Origin of the sequence: Acinetobacter sp. YH12095 (assembly GCF_013419245.1) — a bacterium.
Taxonomy (GTDB): domain Bacteria; phylum Pseudomonadota; class Gammaproteobacteria; order Pseudomonadales; family Moraxellaceae; genus Acinetobacter; species Acinetobacter towneri.
On sequence record NZ_VPAL01000007.1, the window covers coordinates 46,309 to 63,001 of the forward strand.

At 41.8% G+C, this 16,693-nt stretch carries 19 protein-coding genes; 5 read left to right on the forward strand and 14 right to left on the reverse strand.

Annotation, left to right across the window (positions count from 1 at the left end):
- Window positions 1–2: 2 nt before the first annotated feature.
- The 4 genes from FTU35_RS06980 to gshB form a co-directional block, all read right to left on the reverse strand.
- The gene (locus tag FTU35_RS06980) at window positions 3–932 is read right to left on the reverse strand and encodes a D-alanine--D-alanine ligase (protein WP_154320183.1); all 930 of its coding nucleotides are present in this window, start codon (window positions 930–932) and stop codon (window positions 3–5) included.
- Window positions 933–988: 56 nt separating this feature from the next.
- The gene (gene murC / locus FTU35_RS06985) at window positions 989–2,437 is read right to left on the reverse strand and encodes a UDP-N-acetylmuramate--L-alanine ligase (RefSeq protein WP_096901645.1); all 1,449 of its coding nucleotides are present in this window, start codon (window positions 2,435–2,437) and stop codon (window positions 989–991) included.
- 3 nt (window positions 2,438–2,440) lie between these two features.
- Window positions 2,441–3,544 (reverse strand): undecaprenyldiphospho-muramoylpentapeptide beta-N-acetylglucosaminyltransferase, encoded by a 1,104-nt coding sequence (gene murG / locus FTU35_RS06990; protein ID WP_004974229.1) that lies wholly within the window; start codon window positions 3,542–3,544, stop codon window positions 2,441–2,443.
- 319 nt (window positions 3,545–3,863) lie between these two features.
- Window positions 3,864–4,808 carry a glutathione synthase gene (gene gshB, locus FTU35_RS06995; RefSeq protein ID WP_154320182.1) on the reverse strand — a complete coding sequence of 315 codons (945 nt, stop codon included), beginning with the start codon at window positions 4,806–4,808 and terminating at the stop codon, window positions 3,864–3,866.
- Window positions 4,809–4,924: 116 nt separating this feature from the next.
- Between gshB and FTU35_RS07000 the strand changes: the two genes are divergently transcribed.
- Window positions 4,925–5,122, forward strand: a complete 198-nt coding sequence (locus FTU35_RS07000) for a DUF3565 domain-containing protein (RefSeq protein WP_004974221.1) — start codon at window positions 4,925–4,927, stop codon at window positions 5,120–5,122.
- An 85-nt stretch (window positions 5,123–5,207) separates the two neighbouring features.
- Window positions 5,208–6,086, forward strand: a complete 879-nt coding sequence (locus FTU35_RS07005; protein ID WP_004974219.1) for a viperin family antiviral radical SAM protein — start codon at window positions 5,208–5,210, stop codon at window positions 6,084–6,086.
- An 8-nt stretch (window positions 6,087–6,094) separates the two neighbouring features.
- Here the strand turns inward: FTU35_RS07005 and FTU35_RS07010 are convergent, their stop codons facing one another.
- Genes FTU35_RS07010 through pyrE form a run of 3 tightly spaced genes read right to left on the reverse strand, consistent with a single transcriptional unit; the run spans window position 6,095 to window position 7,509 of the window.
- Entirely contained in the window at window positions 6,095–6,382 is a 288-nt protein-coding gene (locus tag FTU35_RS07010; protein ID WP_004974218.1) for a hypothetical protein, read from the reverse strand.
- A complete protein-coding gene (locus tag FTU35_RS07015) occupies window positions 6,351–6,803 on the reverse strand; it encodes a hypothetical protein (RefSeq protein WP_004974216.1) in 453 nt (150 codons plus the stop codon). The genes FTU35_RS07010 and FTU35_RS07015 overlap by 32 nt, the downstream gene beginning before the upstream one ends.
- A gap of 55 nt (window positions 6,804–6,858) precedes the next feature.
- On the reverse strand, window positions 6,859–7,509 hold the full coding sequence (gene pyrE, locus FTU35_RS07020; protein ID WP_004974213.1) for an orotate phosphoribosyltransferase: 651 nt from the start codon (window positions 7,507–7,509) through the stop codon (window positions 6,859–6,861).
- A gap of 39 nt (window positions 7,510–7,548) precedes the next feature.
- Here pyrE and FTU35_RS07025 point away from each other — a divergent pair, with 39 nt between their 5' ends.
- Both FTU35_RS07025 and FTU35_RS07030 read left to right on the forward strand, forming a co-directional pair.
- Window positions 7,549–8,367: an exodeoxyribonuclease III gene (locus tag FTU35_RS07025; protein ID WP_096901635.1), complete on the forward strand. Its 819-nt coding sequence runs from the start codon at window positions 7,549–7,551 to the stop codon at window positions 8,365–8,367.
- Between the two features lie 853 nt (window positions 8,368–9,220).
- Complete coding sequence (locus FTU35_RS07030) at window positions 9,221–9,568, forward strand: Spx/MgsR family RNA polymerase-binding regulatory protein (RefSeq protein ID WP_154320180.1); 348 nt, start codon at window positions 9,221–9,223, stop codon at window positions 9,566–9,568.
- Window positions 9,569–9,663: 95 nt separating this feature from the next.
- Here the strand turns inward: FTU35_RS07030 and FTU35_RS07035 are convergent, their stop codons facing one another.
- Window positions 9,664–10,101: a DUF2147 domain-containing protein gene (locus FTU35_RS07035; RefSeq protein ID WP_004974208.1), complete on the reverse strand. Its 438-nt coding sequence runs from the start codon at window positions 10,099–10,101 to the stop codon at window positions 9,664–9,666.
- 154 nt (window positions 10,102–10,255) lie between these two features.
- Between FTU35_RS07035 and FTU35_RS07040 the strand changes: the two genes are divergently transcribed.
- Window positions 10,256–11,167 carry an alpha/beta hydrolase gene (locus FTU35_RS07040; RefSeq protein WP_179990969.1) on the forward strand — a complete coding sequence of 304 codons (912 nt, stop codon included), beginning with the start codon at window positions 10,256–10,258 and terminating at the stop codon, window positions 11,165–11,167.
- 107 nt (window positions 11,168–11,274) lie between these two features.
- On the opposite strand, the gene FTU35_RS07045 is transcribed toward FTU35_RS07040, so the two are convergent.
- The 6 genes from FTU35_RS07045 to FTU35_RS07070 all read right to left on the reverse strand — a co-directional run bounded on the left by FTU35_RS07045 (window position 11,275) and on the right by FTU35_RS07070 (window position 16,539).
- Window positions 11,275–11,838, reverse strand: a complete 564-nt coding sequence (locus tag FTU35_RS07045; RefSeq protein ID WP_004974205.1) for an FMN-dependent NADH-azoreductase — start codon at window positions 11,836–11,838, stop codon at window positions 11,275–11,277.
- A gap of 166 nt (window positions 11,839–12,004) precedes the next feature.
- The gene (locus FTU35_RS07050) at window positions 12,005–12,685 is read right to left on the reverse strand and encodes a glutathione S-transferase family protein (RefSeq protein WP_131261214.1); all 681 of its coding nucleotides are present in this window, start codon (window positions 12,683–12,685) and stop codon (window positions 12,005–12,007) included.
- A complete protein-coding gene (gene dsbD / locus FTU35_RS07055) occupies window positions 12,682–14,514 on the reverse strand; it encodes a protein-disulfide reductase DsbD (protein WP_171501117.1) in 1,833 nt (610 codons plus the stop codon). The genes FTU35_RS07050 and dsbD overlap by 4 nt, the downstream gene beginning before the upstream one ends.
- A gap of 165 nt (window positions 14,515–14,679) precedes the next feature.
- Window positions 14,680–15,450, reverse strand: a complete 771-nt coding sequence (locus FTU35_RS07060; protein WP_154320177.1) for a transporter — start codon at window positions 15,448–15,450, stop codon at window positions 14,680–14,682.
- 16 nt (window positions 15,451–15,466) lie between these two features.
- Window positions 15,467–16,009, reverse strand: a complete 543-nt coding sequence (locus tag FTU35_RS07065) for an ankyrin repeat domain-containing protein (protein WP_004974192.1) — start codon at window positions 16,007–16,009, stop codon at window positions 15,467–15,469.
- Between the two features lie 164 nt (window positions 16,010–16,173).
- Window positions 16,174–16,539, reverse strand: coding sequence for an HPF/RaiA family ribosome-associated protein (locus tag FTU35_RS07070; RefSeq protein WP_004974190.1), 366 nt, complete (start codon window positions 16,537–16,539; stop codon window positions 16,174–16,176).
- Window positions 16,540–16,693: the final 154 nt, after the last annotated feature.

Genomic DNA, 16,693 nt, shown 5'->3' on the forward strand with positions numbered 1-16,693 from the left:
ATTTAGTGTGCTTCACCTGTAAGGGTTTGTGCCAAAATTGCCACACACAGCTCATCAAAACTATAGCCGACTGCATTTGCCGCTTTCGGAACTAAAGAGTGGCTGGTCATTCCCGGCACGGTATTCACTTCCAATAGCCAGAAATTGCCGTTCTCATCTTGCATGGCATCAATACGACCCCAGCCACTTGCACCCACGGCTTGGAAGGCACGTAATGCCAAAGCTTGTAACTGTTGCTCTTCGGCAGTGCTTAAACCACACGGAATACCGTATTGCACATCATTACGTTGATATTTGGCTTCATAATCATAGAACGCCACATCTTTCGGTGGTTCTAAACGAATAGTCGGTAAAGCCTGACCATTTAACAGCACGATGGTAAATTCACGTCCTGTAATCCATTTTTCAGCCATAACAATAGCGTCATGTGCAGTTGCTTTCGCTACAGCATCGGCAAAGTCTTCTACTTTTTCGACTTTGCTCATGCCAATACTTGAACCTTCATGTACAGGCTTGATGATGAGTGGTAAACCCAATTCGGCAACCACGTCTTCAATATTGGAATCTTTGCTAACAATACGATATGGCGCAGTTGGCAAGTCAGAACCTTGCCAAATTTGCTTGGTCTTCACTTTGTCCATGCCAATGGCTGAACCTTGCACGCCCGTACCCGTGTATGGAATATTCAACCATTCCAAAACACCTTGAATTTGACCATCTTCACCACCGCGCCCGTGTAACACAATAAAGGCACGATCATAATTGACCAATTCGGTCACGCTACGTGTTTGTGGATCAAATGCTTCTGCATTGACCCCAGAACGTAGCAGTGCTTCGAGTACTGCTTGACCGCTGTCTAGAGAAACCTCACGCTCAGCAGATTTTCCACCCAATAACACGGCAACTTTGCCGAACTTTGAAGCATTTGACACGTTTATATCCTTAAACTTTAAACTGGTCGATCAAATTCAAACATCACAGGTTGTGATTATTTTAAATATAAATGGTTTTGTGCAAGCTCGATTGAAATCGCCCCCACATTACCTGCACCTTGGGTCAATAACAAGTCATTGGCCTGTAACACTTGTTTCACAATATTCGGTAGGTTGCCGTCATTTGGATCGACCAAAATTGGCTCAACCTGACCACGCAAACGAATACTGCGTGCCAAAGTACGGCTATCTGCGCCAACAATTGGTTTTTCACCCGCAGGATAAACATCGAGCAATAACAATTGATCGACTTGTGACAACACTTCCACAAAGTCATCAAAACAGTCACGGGTGCGACTAAAACGGTGTGGCTGGAACAACATCACCAAACGGCGATCAGGATGACTTTGACGCGCAGCTTTAATGGTGGCTTCCACTTCTTTCGGGTGATGTCCGTAGTCATCTACCAATTTCACATTGCCGTCTGCTACCGCAAACTCACCTTGTACTTGGAAACGACGACCGACACCGCTAAAGCCTTCTAAAGCACGGCAAATTGCACCATCAGAAACGCCTTCATCGGTGGCAATTCCAATTGCAGCCAAGGCATTCAATACGTTATGCAGCCCCGGTTGATTCACCGTCACGCGTAACGGTTCGCGGTCTTTACGCAGTACAGTAAAGTGTGTGCGCATACCGTCTTGATCAACATCAACGGCACGAATATCGTTGTCTTCATTAAAACCATAGGTCAATACAGGGCGCCCGATACGCGGCATGATTTCACGAATATTGGCATCATCACCACACACCACAGCCAAACCGTAGAATGGCAGTTTGTGCAAAAATTGAATAAAGGTATCTTTTAAGGTATCGAAACTACCACCATAGGTGTCCATGTGGTCGGCATCAATATTGGTCACCACAGCCGCCATTGGCTCTAGGAATAAGAACGATGCATCAGATTCATCGGCTTCTGCCACGATATAACGGCTAGCACCCAATGCTGCATTGACCCCAGTACGGTTTAGCAAACCACCAATCACGTAAGTTGGATCCATGTTTTCTTCGGCCAACATACAGGTGATTAAACTGGTAGTGGTGGTTTTACCATGTGTACCCGCGACTGCAATACCATGACGGTAACGCATCAACTCGCCCAGCATTTCAGCACGACGCACCACAGGAATACGGGTGTCAATTGCTGTTTTAATTTCTGGGTTTTCTGGGTCAATTGCAGTAGACACCACCAACACATTGGCGCCTTTAATATTCTCTGCCGCATGCCCAATATAAACCTTGATGCCGTTTTCTTCTAATTGCGCTGTGGTTTTTGAAGCTTTGATGTCTGAACCCGACACTTTATAGCCTTGGTTTTTCAAGACTTCGGCAATACCACACATCCCCGCGCCACCAATACCCACAAAATGAATGTGTTTGATACGGCGCATTTCAGGCACTTTGATTAATTTTTTCGCTTGATCAGCGGGTGTAGATGGAGACATATTTTACTCGAACAATGCTTGAATAAGACGAACCACGTGTTGAGTTGCATCAGGCTGCGCCTGCTGACGGGCTTTGACCGCCATTTCAGACAACAACTGACGATTCATTAACGGGGTTAATAATGTTGTTAAACTTTCAGGTGTCATGCTGGCTTGCGGACAGATTTTTGCTGCACCAAGATCGGCTAAAAACTTGGCATTGGCAGTTTGGTGATCATCCACCGCACTAGGCAATGGTACAAATACTGCTGCAACACCTGCAGTCGCGACCTCGGTTACCGTGAGTGCGCCCGCACGACAAATAATTAAATCGGCATCACTATAGGCTTTGGCCATATCTTCAATAAAAGGCTGTACCTCAACCTGTAAATGGTCAGGCTTGTGTGCATAACGTGCCTGCGTCGCTTCGGCATGGTTTTGCCCACATTGATGATAAACATCTAAAGCGACATTTAGTTGCTTTAACGCTTCAGGTACACATTCATTTAAGGCTTGTGCACCTAGTGAACCACCCACAATTAAAATACGAATTGGCAAGCCTGCTTTTTCACGTTCCTGATAGCGCCATGCAGGGCTTAAGGTCGCAGTGATTTCTTCACGAACAGGGTTGCCTGTGGTGACAATTTTGTTACTGTTTGGAAAGGTATTTGGGAAAGCCTGACACACGGTTTTTGCCACACGTGACAATTGAGTGTTGGTAAAACCCGCAACTGCATTTTGTTCGTGAATCAGCACAGGAATACCCAAAGCACGTGCTGCCAAGCCACCTGGCCCTGCCACATAACCACCAAAACCTGCAACAGCATCAACTTTTAATTGCTTCATGTAACGCACAGCACTGAGCGTTGCGCCTAAAATTTTAAATGGTGCAGCCAGTTTACGGATCAAACCGTTGCCACGTACACCTTGAATATTAATTTGGTAAATTGGGATATTATGATTTTTAAGCAGACGATTTTCCATGCCCGTTGGGGTCGCCAACCATGACACTTGAATCCCTTGTTGCTGTAATTGTTTTGCGACGGCCAAAGCGGGAAAAACATGTCCACCTGTACCTGCGGCCATCATCATGACATGTTTAGGCTGTTGTTGCTGTGCGTCAGTCACGGTTTAATTCTTCAACTCAAAATAAGGCAAATAAAAATCTTGTATAAGCTATCAATTGTAATCACAAACGCATGGGCTTGAAAGGTTATTTACTTTTTTTCACCAAGTGCTTGATTGTTTTTTTCTACAGATTTTCAAGTTTAAACTAGTTTTATTATTAATCTACGGAAAATGTTAAGTTTTATTCAATTTTACCTGCTTTGATTGATCTATTTTGCAAAGTGTTTAAGTTGTTTTTTGTATCCACGTCTCTAAAAACAAGGCCGCTTTCAAATAGAAAACGGCTTTTGTATTGATACAGTGAGCATAAAGCCCAAACTTAGTTGGGACGACCTGCTTCAAGTACGGTAAATAAATCATCGGCAATGGATGTACCAAACTGTGCATCAATTTCACGAATACACGTTGGACTGGTCACGTTGATTTCAGTGACATAGTTGCCAATCACATCTAATCCGACAAAAACCAAGCCTTTTTCACGTAAAAATGGCCCGACTTTGGCGGCAATGGCTTTGTCGTTTTCAGTCAATGGACGTGCTTCGCCTAAACCACCTGCAGCTAAGTTGCCACGCACTTCGCCATTTTGTGGAATTCGTGCCAAACAATAAGGCACAGGCTCACCATTAACCATGAGGATGCGTTTATCACCATCTACAATTTCTGGAATATAGCGCTGCGCCATGATTGGCTGAGTGCCGTTGTTGGTCAGAATTTCAATGGTTGAGCCAATATTGACCCCATCTTGGTACAAACGGAAAATTCCCATGCCGCCCATGCCATCGAGCGGTTTAACGATCACATCACCATGTTGCTGAATAAATTCACGAATCAGGCTTTGTTGTGAAGTGACCAATGTCGGAACTTGTAGTTCTGGGAATTGAGTCGCAAACAGCTTTTCATTACAGTCACGCAGGCTTTGCGGCTTGTTGATGATCCATGCGCCTTCGCGTTCAGCTTGCTCTAAAATATATGTGGTATAAACGAAATTCATGTCAAAAGGCGGGTCTTTACGCATGAGAATGACATCATAATCAGCTAAGGATTCTTTGCGTTTTTCGCCCAATTCGTAATAATGGTTATAATCTTCAAAGACTTTGAGCGATGTAATCAGACCAAATGCCTTGCCCTGATCAATATATAAGTCTTGCTGTAATGCATAGCCCAAGGTATGCCCACGACGGCTTGCCGCCCATAACATCGCCATGGTTGAGTCTTTTTTCAAATTGACACTTTCGATGGGATCCATCACAACAAGTACGCGCATATTTCGGTGCTCTTTTGAAGAATTGAATAAGCAAAAGTATAGCGGAGTTTGGCTTTGGTTTTGCTGCAATTTTCGTAACGCTTTATCCACGATCATCATGCACTTAGGAGTATGCGATGCAACAAGCAATTATTGGTTTTCATTTAGATGAAGAAAATGATTGGGTCGCAGATTTAGCCTGCGGTCACGGGCAGCATGTGCGGCATAATCCGCCGTGGCAAAACCGCCCGTGGGTAATCACAGAGCAAGGGCGCAAGGAAAAGTTGGGGGTGATGCTCGAGTGTAAGAAGTGTGAGGAGGAGACACCAATCTAAATCACTGTCTCCTTAGTGTCTCCGATACAATAATATTTCTCAATTAAATTTGTTACATCCAAAACAATTTAAAGGGGAAACTGAAATGCCAAAATTAACTAAAGAACTCGTAGTAAACTGGCATATTACAGAAGCATGCAACTACAAGTGTGATTATTGCTTCGCAAAATGGGATAGCGATAGTAAAGAGGTTTTGCACTCTCAAATAAAAATTGAAACTCTAATTGAGCAAATTGAAAACATTAGACATATATTAAACAAATCAAGTCAAACCGTTTATTTTGATCAATTACGTCTCAATTTAGTCGGAGGCGAGACTTTTCTTTATATGAAACAATTGAAAAATATTATCAATTTATCAAAAAAGTATAATTTCAGGCTTTCTGCGATTACTAATGGCAGTCTATTCAATGAAATTGATATGAAGTTTATTGCTCAGAATTTTTCGTCATTAGGTATTAGTGTAGATTCTATAAATGAATACACCAATTTAGCTATTGGACGTACATCTAAGCAAAATACCTTTAATCCGTCTCAAGTTTTAACAGCTATCAATAAAATTAAAAAGTATAACCCTATGATAGAAATAAAAATTAATACTGTCGTCAATAAGCTCAACGCATCTGAGGATTTAAGCTACTTTATTTCTCAAATCCAACCTAATAAATGGAAAATTTTTAAACTTTTACCTGTTTATTCAAATAAATTAGATATCACAGAGCAAGAGTTTCATCAATTTATTGAAAAACACTCAAGCTTCAAGTCTATTATCAGTTCAGAGAATAATAATGACATGACTGAATCATATTTAATGATTGATCCACTAGGACGTTTTTTTCAAAATGGTTACACGAGTGGGTATAAATATAGTTCTCCATTATGGCAAGTTTCAGCAGAAACTGCATTAAAGCAAATAAAATTTGATTCTCAAAAATTTGTCAATCGTTATAAAAAAATCTTTTAATTAAAAAGTTAGAAGAAGCTCTTAAACTCCATAAGAGCTTTTTTTTCATCCCAAGAACACTCTTGTTCTAATAACTTAAATTCCATAAATACAATATATTTTTTAAACTCATCAATTGTTTCCTGACTGATACTCTGATTCATCATGCGATGTCTAGCTTTTTGTACTCTTTTGTAAAAACTTTCCCCTCGATTTTTCACATCAAATTCAGAACAAAATTCTCTTAAATTACCTTTATAACATTGCTCTAGAAGAGTATTAAATTTATCGGTAACCTCTGTACTGCTGCCTACCACTTCGGCATTCCCCCTGTGATCGATTCATATAATATTGTGTAGATTTCACCACTTTGTCATAATCAATTTGAATAAGCTTATTTATCACACATTCACAATACTGTTCTGTTTCTAACAAGCTTAAATTGGATGTTTGGAATATTCTAGCCTCACATGCTTTTTCAAATTTTTGAATATTTTTATCCGTCCATGAATTATTATCTACCAAACTTTTATATCCCATAAAAGCTACTGGCAACCCTATTAATGTAGCCCAAATCCAATTTTTATACTTATGCTGTTTTTCTGTACCATAAAACATTAAATGAGATTGACAACCGCCACATTGGTAAAGACCTGTTTTTCGAGAGTCGATGATTAACCTGTTATCACGTCCACATTTCGGGCAACGTATATACGCATACTTTTCTAATTCAGACATAATAAAAATAAAAAAAGGGTGATAAAACACCCTATTTTATATAAAAAATAATGATTTAGATACCATACTTCACACGGTATGCTTCCATTTTCGCCAAGGCCTCTTTTTCACCTTTGACATCTAAATAATTCATTAAATCTTTCATGGTAATTAAAGCATGCACAGGAATTTCCAACTCTTTTTGCACTTCCTGAATCGCAGACAAATCGCCCTGACCTTTTTCTTGACGGTCTAAAGCGACCAATACACCCGCAATTTGTGCACCTGCATTTTTCAAAATGGTCACCACTTCACGAATAGCGGTACCCGCAGTGATCACATCATCAATAATCCATACTTTTTTACCCTCAACTGCAGCACCCACCAACACACCACCTTCACCATGGTCTTTGGCTTCTTTACGGTTAAAACCCCACGGCACACTTACGCCATGATTTTGTGATAATGCCACTGCTGTAGCTGCTACAAAAGGAATACCTTTATAAGCAGGCCCAAAAATAACATCTACGTTTTTGCATTTCATGAGTTGATCTGCATAGCCCGAAGCCAATAGGGATAAAGCTTCGCCATCATTCAACAAACCTGCATTAAAAAAATAAGGACTCACACGACCCGATTTTAAAGTAAACTCACCAAATTTAAGCACACCACGTGATAAGGCGAGTTCGATAAAAGCTTGCGGGTTAAATTGAGCTGGCGATGTCATGAGGTGCTCCAAATTAATACATTGAGGTAAGACCTGAGCATGATACCAAAGAGTAGCTATCCGAGTGATCAAAAAATTCTTCGAGTGGTTTCAATTAACGTCAATGGGTTGCGTTCATCGGTAAGCAAAGGCTTACTCGAATGGTTGGAAAAGTCTGAAGCAGACGTGATTTGCATGCAGGAAAGTCGCATCACACACGCCCAATGGACCGATAAATTTAAGCCAGAAGGCTGGCACACGCATCTTTTCCCTGCAGAACGCGCAGGCTACGCAGGGACAGCTATTTATAGCCGTTTGCCCTTTGTTTCTGTGCAAAATGGTTTAGGCTTTGAATTGGCCGATTCTCAGGGTCGCTTTATCAGTGCTGAATTTGATGTAGGACTGGATCACCCAATTTACATCTGTTCACTGTATTTGCCTTCTGGCTCTTCAGGTGAAGAAGCCCAAATGCGGAAAGATCACTTTTTAGAAGAGTATCAAAAAATTCTAAAACAGTGGCGTGAAGACAATAAATCGATCATTGTCTGTGGCGATTACAACATTGTGCATAAGCGCATTGATATTAAAAACTGGTCAGGTAACCAAAAGTCTTCAGGTTGCTTACCGCATGAACGTGCATGGTTAGATCATATTTATAATGACTTGGGCTATGTCGATACCTTCCGTGAAGTACGCCATGAAGCAGAGTTGTATTCTTGGTGGTCAAATCGCGGGCAAGCCCGTGCCAAGAACGTTGGTTGGCGGATTGATTATCATGCCTGTTCACCCGACTGGAAAGCACGCACTGTCAATGCTTGGGTGTATAAAGAAGAATGGTTTAGTGACCATGCTCCCGTGATTATTGATTATAAGATTTAGGGTCTATTGACATTTCATAAATGGTTTGCGCTGTAGGCTAAAACTGAGCAGATCAGGCATGAAACGCAGGGAATAGTGGGTCTATTGCCAAGTTTCATAACGCAATCTGAGAAAGTTTTAGCCACAGCCTGAGCAAAAACAAGCACTGCTTTGTTTGCAGCGCAAGGCGCAGCGAAGGACGAGCATATTTTTTTGCTGCTATTGCGTTATGTGCCAGTCATTTAGAATGGCTAAATTTCCTGTCCCATGCCTTATATCAGCTAAAAATATGCGTCGTCGCAAACATAGACGAATTGTCAATAGTCCCTTATTCACACAAATTTCACAGCCTACACGAGTGAACAGTTGTTCACTCAACTGAGGTTCAATTCGCACATAATCTGTCGACTTTGTGTATTTATCTTCAAGTCGATTCAGCGCATTATTGCATCACGGCAAAGGGACAGTCAGGATGACACAAAAGGATTGGAAGCCGAAGGATGGAAAATAAACTAACTGGTTTTGGTTAGTTTCAAGGATGTAACAATGGACGTTAAAATGAGACCCGCATAATCAGGATGATTAAATGCGGGTTTTCTCTTTTTATCATCTTATTTTCTGTTTTGCGCTGTTACTGTTGTTCTTCACTGTATTTTTTATTTTCACTAGAGTTTGTTCTTATCAAGTTTTTCATTTTTTTCTGTTTATGCGTCCCATTTTAGAGCGATCAAGTGTCAATTTGGTGACATCGGTATGACGTATTGATGACACATACCATTTAAACAGCCAATCATTGTTCACTGCAAGTTTCTAGCACTTAGCGCTGTTTTGGGCTAGGCTATAGCCAGTTTGATGATATTAACGTGAAAAAAATATGTTAAAAATTTATGGGATTAAGAACTGCAATTCAATGAAAAAAGCCTTCGATTTACTCAATGAATTGGGGCTAAGTTATGAGTTTCACGATTATAAAAAACAAGGGATCGATGCCGACACTGTCAAAAGTTGGTTAGATGCGCTTGGGCAAGATGTAGTACTGAATAAAAAAGGCACCACTTGGCGCAAACTCAGCGAAGCAGAACAGCAAGCTGCTTTGGCCAGTGAAGCCAACTTAATTGAAGCACTTTGCACTCACACCAGTTTAATTAAACGTCCTGTCTTAAACACTGAATCAGGCTTTATTGCGGGTTTTGATGAAGCGGCTTATCGTGCTTTAGGTTAAGTTTAAAAAAATACCAATAAAAAACCTGCTCACATGGAGCAGGTTTTTTTATATCCTGTGCAATATGATTTCAACTGCACAGGTGGAATACATGCTTAGTTCGCACGAATCCATGTTTGGTTACGACCCAATGCCGCTACACCAATGAAACCACGCAATTCCAGTTTCTTACCACCATCGGCAAGTTTACCTTTTAGCTTGTAGGTTTTACCTGTTTGCGGGTCAAGAATTGAACCACCATCGTAGCTCGTGCCGCCTGTATTTTTCAGACCGCGAACAATGGTCAAACCTTTGAGTGATTTGTTGTGATACGGACCTTCACATTTTGTACAGGCATTTTCTTCACCAGGCGTTAAAATTGACTGAATGCTTGCGGTTAAAGTTCCATTTTTTTGCTCAGTAAATCTTACCGTGGCTTTGGGTTGTTTGGTTTTGTCGTCAATTGTTTTCCAAACTGTGCCGTTAAGCGGATCTGCAGCATTGGCCAAAGCGCTTAAACCTAACAGCCCGAATGCAAGTGCAATTTTTTTCATTGTTTTGTTTCCCTGGTCTACTATCAGACAACTTTATTATTAAAAAGTCACAACAAATTTGCAATTTTTGAATGTGACCGTTTAGTGTACCCTTGTAAATTATGTTGGTAAATACACAAATATCCGATCAAATAAAGAACAAGATGGAAAAATCATGAAGATTAACCCCATGTGGAAACAAATTATTACAGAGCAGTTTTTAAAAACCACCATTCGCAAACCAAGCCAATTTAATTTCCCCCCCAATTCTGTACGTTTTGCACTAGAACAAATGTGCCGTTTATTTCCCATGCAAAAGTCGGTGCAGGTACGCGCGCTGCGTTTAGCAGGTCTGCATGCCGAAGAATTAAAACCACAGAATGCTGCAACACAGCTCATTTTTCATATTCATGGCGGGGCTTTTTTTCTGGGTTCGTTAAATACCCATCGAGCATTTTTGAGTCAAGTTGCGGCACGCACCCAAATGCAAGTGATTCATGTCGATTATCCGCTTGCACCTGAGCATCCTTTTCCACATGCTTTGGAAGCCGTGTTTGATGTCTATCAAAGTCTGTTGGCGCAAGGTATACACGCCAAAGATATTATTTTGTCAGGAGATTCTTGCGGTGCAAATTTAGCGTTGGCGCTAGCTTTAAAAATACGTGATGAGCAATTGCCGCAAGTGAGTGGCTTAATGCTGCTGTCACCATTTTTAGATTTAACCCTCACCAGTGAATCCTTGCGTTATAACAGCAAGCATGATGCCCTGCTGTCAATTGAAACGCTGGAAACAGGCATTGATTACTATGTACCGCCTGAACTTGATCGGGCAGACCCGCAAATTTCGCCATTGTTTGATGATTTACATGAATTACCACCAGTTTTAGTACAAATTGGCTCTAAAGAAATTTTGCTGGATGATGCAACACGTTTTAAAGAAAAAGCCGAACAGGCAGGCGTAGAAGTGCATTACAAACTCTACACGGGTATGTGGCACAATTTTCAAATGTTTTCACCGTGGTTTGAAGAAGCCAAACGTGCATTGGCAGATTTAGCAGAGTTTGCACATCGGCAAGATCAGAGCTAAGTTCAACCATAACAAGGCTTTGCTAACCAACCCTTTTAGCCGATCCATCTATATAAAAAAAGCTCAGCACCCTCAAGGCACTGAGCTTTTTTTATTGAAATAGTGGGTTAAATCGCCTGAATTTTTTGCATCGCATTGGCAACAGCTTGGTCTTTAAATTCCGACATACTCACCCCTTCAGCGCGAATAATTTCTACATCATTCACCCCTGTAAAGTTGAAGATGGTTTTCAAGAAATCTTCCTGAAAATCGGCAGGGCTGTTATCACCATACACACCGCCACGGCTACTGGCGATATAGGCTTTTTTCTCACCCGCCAAGCCTACAGGCCCTTGCTCGGTATATTTAAAGGTTTTACCTGCCACGCTGATGCGATCAATCCATGCTTTTAAAGTTGAAGTCAAACCAAAGTTATACATGGCTGCACCCACCACCACGACATCGGCATCAATATATTGTTGGATGATTTTTTCACCCAAAGCCGCTTGTTCTGCATCCTGCCCCATTAAAATTTCGGCAGTTAAGTGCGGAATCGGCTGTTGTGCCAAATCTAAATAATCGACCTGTGCATTGCTATTTTTTGCAGTCAATTGTTGCACAATCGCTTGGCTTAACTGACGTGAAACTGAGTTTTCACCTAAAATACTCGAGTCGATGTGTAAAATTTTCATGGGGATGTTCCAATCTTGTATTCATTTAATAACGCTATTTTAATCGTGCAGCGTAAATAGAATAATTGGGAAAACTAAGACACTATGTTTTATTTTTGGAACAAAAAAGACCACTTTACCGTACAAAAACTTCCGCAGTATTTTTCCTAATCCTGCTTTTTCCAAGTCATTTTGCTGGTTTTTGATAAGGCTCTAAATAATTGACCCACATTGCTTCTTGTGATGCGGCGTGTACCCAAGCGCGCATAGCAGGATGCTGCATCACCCGCTGCATATAGTGTTGGCTGTTGGCACTTACAGGCAAGGCATAAGTCATAAAACGCGTCACCACAGGAGCATAAAACGCATCGGCAATGCTAAATTCACCACACAAGAAACCATCTGCTGCAGGACGTGCCGACCATATGTGTTCAATGCGTGCCACATCCTGCCTTAAACCCGAATGTTCTTGCCATAATTTTGTACCCACTTCTGCTAAATTGGCGCGAATATTCATGCCACATAAACTGCGTAAATCGGTAAAACCACTGTGCATTTCTGCGCTGATGCTACGCGCCCAAGCGCGTTGCTGTACATCACGCGGCCAAAGTGCCTGTTCAGGATATTGCTCTGCCAAGTATTCACAAATGGCGAGAGAATCCCAAATCAACATGCCCTGATCTAACAAGGCAGGCACTTTACCATTGGGGTTAATTTCTAGGACACGTTGTTTAAAATCGCCCTCACCACGCTCGCATGGAAAGTTCAGTTGTATTTCTTCAAAAGCCAAATCAAACGCCTTCAGTACCAACCACGGGCGCATCGACCAGCTCGAATAATTTTTATTGGCAATATACAGCTGCATCATGGCGATGACTCCTGTGTGGTTTGAAGTTGCTGCAGTTGATTTAACAAAGTGCTCTCGTTAAATGCACCTGTTAAACGCAGACTGCGAATTTCTTGTTGTTGTGCATCCAAAAATAAAAAGGTAGGTGGCCCTAAAATTTCCCATTGATTCAACAAGGCTTGATGACTGGCATCGTAATGGCTTAAATCGAGTTTAATTAAATAAAATTCTGCAAGTGCCTGTTTCACGGTGGAGGATGTCAATACCTGCTGTTCAATCGGACGGCACGCCACACACCAATCGGCATAGACATCTATAATCATGCGCTGATTTTTCGGAGCTTGGGCAAGTAACTGTTGTAATTCCGTTGCAGTCGTTGCACGGTGCCATTCTAAAACCGCATCGTTTTCCTGCTGCCAAAAACGCTGGCTGTGTTGATATTGGTTATAAATCAGATACGGCACCACCACCAATAACGCACTCAGATAAATCGCCCGCAGCACACCATGATAGCCGCTCAAACGATGCAGCACATAGCCGACAAAACCCAGTCCAAGTGCCAAACTAAGCCATTGCATCCATGCTTCACCCAATAAAGGACGAATAAAATACAACGCCAATGCCAACATAATAAAGGCAAACAGCACTTTGACTTGATGCATCCACAAACCTGCGCGTGGTAAAGCTTTTGCCCCAAGCACACTGGCCAATAATAACGGCGTACCCATACCAAAACCGAGCGTAAATAACAGCAACGCCCCCTGCATCTGACTTTGGGTTTGTGAAATAAACAATAACGCCCCTGCCAGTGGTGCAGTCATACATGGGCCAACTAAAAGTGCCGACAACATGCCCATGAGTGCAGCACCTGCCAAATTACCGCCTTTTTGCATGGATTGTGCCTGATCTAGTCGATTGACCCAAGCACGCGGCAACTTGATTTCAAACAGTCCAAACAGATTTAAGGCAAACAGCACAAACAGCAAACTAAAAGCAATTAAAGTCGCAGGTTGCTGCAACCAGCGCTGAAAATTCAAACCTGCGGATGACGCAATTAAACCCAATATGGCATAGACCATTGCCATGCTACAGACAAAGACCAGTGCAATCGTCCACGCTTTGACACCTTTATGTTCACGCACCAACAAGGAGGTCAAAATCGGTAGCATCGGCAAGGAGCATGGGGTAAAGGCCAATAAAACCCCTAAACCCAAAAACAGCAGCAAGCCATAGGCAAACGAACTTTGTGCCAGTTTTTCTGACCATATTTGATCTTGTGCTGTGATGGGTTGTGCTGCTGCAGGACTTGTTGAAGATGCTAGCGTGGAGTTGGTCTGAGTTGTCGAAAACACATTCTGGGTTGGGCTACTGTGTCCACCCCACAGATTTTTTTGTGCTGCGCTTTGATTGTCTAAAATCACCAAACCAGTGCTGTCTGTCTGAAATTCAATGCGCTGTGGTGGATAACAAAGTCGATCTTGCGCACAACCTTGCCAGCTCACTTGATAGCGCTGTGCAGCCTGCGTGGGAATTTTAAAACTGACTTGTTGATAATAAACCTGAGTATGTCCATAGTTTTCATCATAAACATCTTCTGCGGGAGGCAACTCTAAAGCCAGTATTTGCTGTCCATGCTCAACCTTAAATTGATGCTGATACAAATAATACTGTTCAGGCATGTTCCAACGCAGTTCAGCTTGCTGGGGATTGACCGATTCAACGCTAAACTGAAAGGCTTGTTCGGGTGGGAGTAAAGGTGCTTCTGCGTGTAGGCTTAACGAACACAGCAAAAATAGACTTGCGAGCAGACAAGATAAGCCCTGCGCCACATAACGTAAAATATCAGCCATTAGATCAACAGCAGCTTGCCAAAAGGTCTGAAATAAGGACTGCTTCATGTTCTGCTCGCCTCGGCATGAACTTTATTAGGATGAAAACGAATCTGCAGCAAGCTTGATGAGTTTAGCCTGCTGCAACATACAACGTATTTTAAAGCTTTAAATGGTTTAAATGGCTTAGAACAAGAACGCCATACCTAAACCTGCATGGTAACTTTTATCTGCACCGTCTAAATCTACACCGACACTGGCATCCAGTTGAGTGCGTTCATTCAGTGCGTAAATCACCCCCGAAGTTAAGCCATATTCATTGTCCTGACTTTCTGCTTTACGATAGACCAATTCTGAAAAACCTGACCATTGATCGCTTAAACGATACTGAATATTGGGAATTGCTGTAACCGCCCAATCGCTATTTTGTACATCGTAACGCATGTTGATGCCTGTTTTTAACAGCTCACTGTATTGATAGCTGACTGCCGTACCCAAGCTATAAATATCATCTTCTTCGCTAAAGCCATCATTGCCTGTGGCAATTAACGCTTGCAACAACACGGCCATAGAAAGTTTGTCATCATTTAAGTCAATGGCTTGTTTCAAACCAATGCTGACATCGCCCAAACCATCTTCTTCAACCGATTGACCTGCGGTTTTGCTTTTACTCCATGCAGGACCTTGCCAGCCCAGCTGTAACTCTAAATCTTGCGCCAAACCTGTACGTAACAGCATGTCAGCATTAAGGCGAGTGGTTTTAACTTTTTCGCCCGAAGCATCGTTACTTTCTTGATAACTTGCACTTGGCAAAGCTTGTTCCCAAGCCAACTTCCCTACAGGTGTAATACCCGTACTCATTCCTGCACCAGGACGATCAAACTCAAAATCTGCCGCGCTCACCTGCATGCTGATGCCTGCCGCCACGATTAACCCAACTGTTTTTAATGCTGACATATTTTTATCTCTGCTCTTAGGCCAATTCTTTGCTCATTTTTGCGCCATAACGACGCAACAATTCTAAAGTCTGCTGTTCTTCTAGCAAAGCATCCGACCACTGAATTTCATCAAAATCACAATCAAACAATAAATCACTAATTGAAGATAAAATCGTTAAACCATCTTCATCTTTGCTGTTCGGATCGACTTTTTCATCTAATAAACGCTGTACCGCAGGAACACATGCTGCAGAAGCCGCATCCCACAATGGGCCGTAAATTTCTTCGGCATCCCATAAATGCAAATTCACTTTGGCTTGAATCAAGGCCTCTAAAATATCTAAATGCACTTGCAAATCTTGCTGTTTTTGCTGCTCTGTGAGTGGCTGACCTGCTTCATATGCTTCGCAGACTTTTTCCCACCATTGAAATAAACCATCTGACCAGACTGAAATTACAGGGCCTTTTTCGGCATCCATAAAGTTAGGGTCTAAACCGTCTGCCAATAGGCGTTGCACTTGGGCAAGGTCTAATTCTTCTATTGCTTGCACCAAGACTTGTTGTTGCGCAGTTAACATGCAGAGAGCTCTCTTATTCAATGTTTAATTTAGAACTATTATGCCCAATAAAGCGACATTTGTATGAGATAAATGTCAGCAAATCGTGAATTTAGTGCATTGGCTACATGCAAACACAAAAAAGCCCCGCAAAATTTGCGAGGCTCTTGGAATCTGTCTGATCCTTATTCGTCGTCGCCACCAACATCTGTATCTACAAATTCTGGGCGAGCACCACGAGGATTTTCATTTTTCTCAAACGCATGTTCTAGGCTGCGTTTTAAACGGTCAATCGCACCGTGAATGGCTGTATCAATATTATGACCACGATGATTCACAACCACTGGTTTTAGACCTGCTGGACGTGCTTCAATCATACAACGAATATCGTCATCACCGCCTTTTTCACCATTTTCATCACTAAAATGCACTGAAAAATGGGTAATGCGCTCACTGTGGCGTTGGAATTCATTATTCAGTTCTTCACGAACGTAACTAATTAATCGATCACTGTTTTGAATGTTTTTATCGGTACGGATTTCAATGTTCATGATTTCATCCTCTTGCGTTCGTTATTTCTGAATCTTGTTGTGCCAAAATCTTACACATAATTTTATATATACGTTTTGGCGTGTTTATAATGTGCTGTTTTTACAGCATAAAGTACATCTTCAACTTAGTTTGGAATCACTTCCTCCTACGTGA

Bases quoted from the DNA above. Each gene is read 5' to 3' on its own strand.
- murC (WP_096901645.1), bottom strand. From the start codon at position 2,437: ATGTCTCCATCTACACCCGCTGATCAAGCGAAAAAATTAATCAAAGTG.
- gshB (WP_154320182.1), bottom strand. From the start codon at position 4,808: ATGCGCGTACTTGTTGTGATGGATCCCATCGAAAGTGTCAATTTGAAA.
- FTU35_RS07000 (WP_004974221.1), top strand. From the start codon at position 4,925: ATGCAACAAGCAATTATTGGTTTTCATTTAGATGAAGAAAATGATTGG.
- FTU35_RS07005 (WP_004974219.1), top strand. From the start codon at position 5,208: ATGCCAAAATTAACTAAAGAACTCGTAGTAAACTGGCATATTACAGAA.
- FTU35_RS07015 (WP_004974216.1), bottom strand. From the start codon at position 6,803: ATGTCTGAATTAGAAAAGTATGCGTATATACGTTGCCCGAAATGTGGA.
- pyrE (WP_004974213.1), bottom strand. From the start codon at position 7,509: ATGACATCGCCAGCTCAATTTAACCCGCAAGCTTTTATCGAACTCGCC.
- FTU35_RS07025 (WP_096901635.1), top strand. From the start codon at position 7,549: ATGATACCAAAGAGTAGCTATCCGAGTGATCAAAAAATTCTTCGAGTG.
- FTU35_RS07030 (WP_154320180.1), top strand. From the start codon at position 9,221: ATGTTAAAAATTTATGGGATTAAGAACTGCAATTCAATGAAAAAAGCC.
- FTU35_RS07035 (WP_004974208.1), bottom strand. From the start codon at position 10,101: ATGAAAAAAATTGCACTTGCATTCGGGCTGTTAGGTTTAAGCGCTTTG.
- FTU35_RS07040 (WP_179990969.1), top strand. From the start codon at position 10,256: ATGAAGATTAACCCCATGTGGAAACAAATTATTACAGAGCAGTTTTTA.
- FTU35_RS07045 (WP_004974205.1), bottom strand. From the start codon at position 11,838: ATGAAAATTTTACACATCGACTCGAGTATTTTAGGTGAAAACTCAGTT.
- FTU35_RS07050 (WP_131261214.1), bottom strand. From the start codon at position 12,685: ATGATGCAGCTGTATATTGCCAATAAAAATTATTCGAGCTGGTCGATG.
- dsbD (WP_171501117.1), bottom strand. From the start codon at position 14,514: ATGGCTGATATTTTACGTTATGTGGCGCAGGGCTTATCTTGTCTGCTC.
- FTU35_RS07060 (WP_154320177.1), bottom strand. From the start codon at position 15,450: ATGTCAGCATTAAAAACAGTTGGGTTAATCGTGGCGGCAGGCATCAGC.
- FTU35_RS07065 (WP_004974192.1), bottom strand. From the start codon at position 16,009: ATGTTAACTGCGCAACAACAAGTCTTGGTGCAAGCAATAGAAGAATTA.
- FTU35_RS07070 (WP_004974190.1), bottom strand. From the start codon at position 16,539: ATGAACATTGAAATCCGTACCGATAAAAACATTCAAAACAGTGATCGA.